The sequence below is a fragment of the Acidovorax delafieldii 2AN genome (assembly GCF_000175235.1).
Classification (GTDB): domain Bacteria; phylum Pseudomonadota; class Gammaproteobacteria; order Burkholderiales; family Burkholderiaceae_C; genus Acidovorax; species Acidovorax delafieldii_B.
The window spans coordinates 1-1,082 of record NZ_ACQT01000540.1; the positions used below are offsets into that span (position 1 = coordinate 1).

Sequence of the window (1,082 nt, forward strand, 5' to 3'; positions counted from 1 at the left end):
GCAAAAACCGGCTTACGCGCTTATACAGCGTGCGCCAGCAGCTCTCTATTCAATAGCATTAATACTGCCGTGAAGGGAGGGCATTCCACGAGGCGCACAGCGGTTTCCTGGCACGCCAAAGCCCTCTGGCGGCGGGCCGCACCCACGCGGGCTATCGGATTTGGCTGACGCGCCAGCAAGTCGGGCACCTGCGGCGACCGCCCCGGTGGGCCCGGAAAAATGCAGTCCTCCCCCCACAAGGAACTGCCATGTCGCTTTCGCTGATTCTTCTGATTGTCCTGATCCTGATCCTCATCGGCGCCCTGCCAACCTGGGGACACAGCCGCTCGTGGGGCTATGGGCCCAGCGGCGGTATCGGGCTGGTGGTGCTGATCCTGATCATTCTTCTGCTCATGGGCCGAATCTAGAAGCTGTGCGCGGCGCCGTGCGAACGGCAACCGAACGGCAACCGAACGGCAGCGTTCGCTGCTCAAACGCACACCCCCAACCAAAGCGGCCCCCGAGGCCGCTTTTTTTTGTGGAACGTCACACCGCGCATCCGGTGCGTTTCGTCCATGCAGTGCTGGATGCGCTGCGGATGGCACGGCGGGGCGGCTTCGTGGGTTGGCGGTTAGCGGTTAGCGGTTAGCGGTTAGCGGTTAGCGATCAGGCCGCCCACCGCGCCGGCCCCGCAGCAAGGCGGGGTATTGGGCCACCGCAGTGCAGTCAGGTCAGGCCAGGCCGCCGGGCTTTTCGGCCTGCGCGAATGCCGTGGTGAGAGCCGCGAACTCCTGCGCCGTCACCACCCCGTTGGCCTGGCCGCCGCGGTCCATCAGCTGCAGCACGGCCTGCGAAAAATCGCTGTCCGCGCCGGGGGCCGCAACGCTCGCCAAACCCTTGAGGAACTCGCCACGCGAAATGCTGCCGTCGTGATCGGTATCGAACTTCTCCGTCAACTGGGCCTTTTGGGTATCGTCCGCACCGAAGCGGGCAAGCAGCTGCCCAAAATCTTCCGCCGAAACGGCTTTGCCCGGCTGCCCGCTTTGGGCCAACAAGGCCCCGGCACCCGCGCTGCGCTGTGCCGCCAGGCTGGCGCCCTGCCC

The 1,082-nt window shown here is 65.5% G+C and carries 1 protein-coding gene and 1 pseudogene; one reads left to right on the plus strand and one right to left on the minus strand.

Annotated elements, in window-relative coordinates:
* Positions 1 to 248: 248 nt before the first annotated feature.
* On the plus strand, positions 249 to 407 hold the full coding sequence (locus ACDELDRAFT_RS24380) for a DUF3309 family protein (RefSeq protein ID WP_005801544.1): 159 nt from the start codon (positions 249 to 251) through the stop codon (positions 405 to 407).
* 303 nt (positions 408 to 710) lie between these two features.
* On the opposite strand, the pseudogene ACDELDRAFT_RS22885 reads toward ACDELDRAFT_RS24380, so the two are convergent.
* Positions 711 to 1,082: pseudogene (locus ACDELDRAFT_RS22885) on the minus strand (hypothetical protein); the annotation flags it as partial.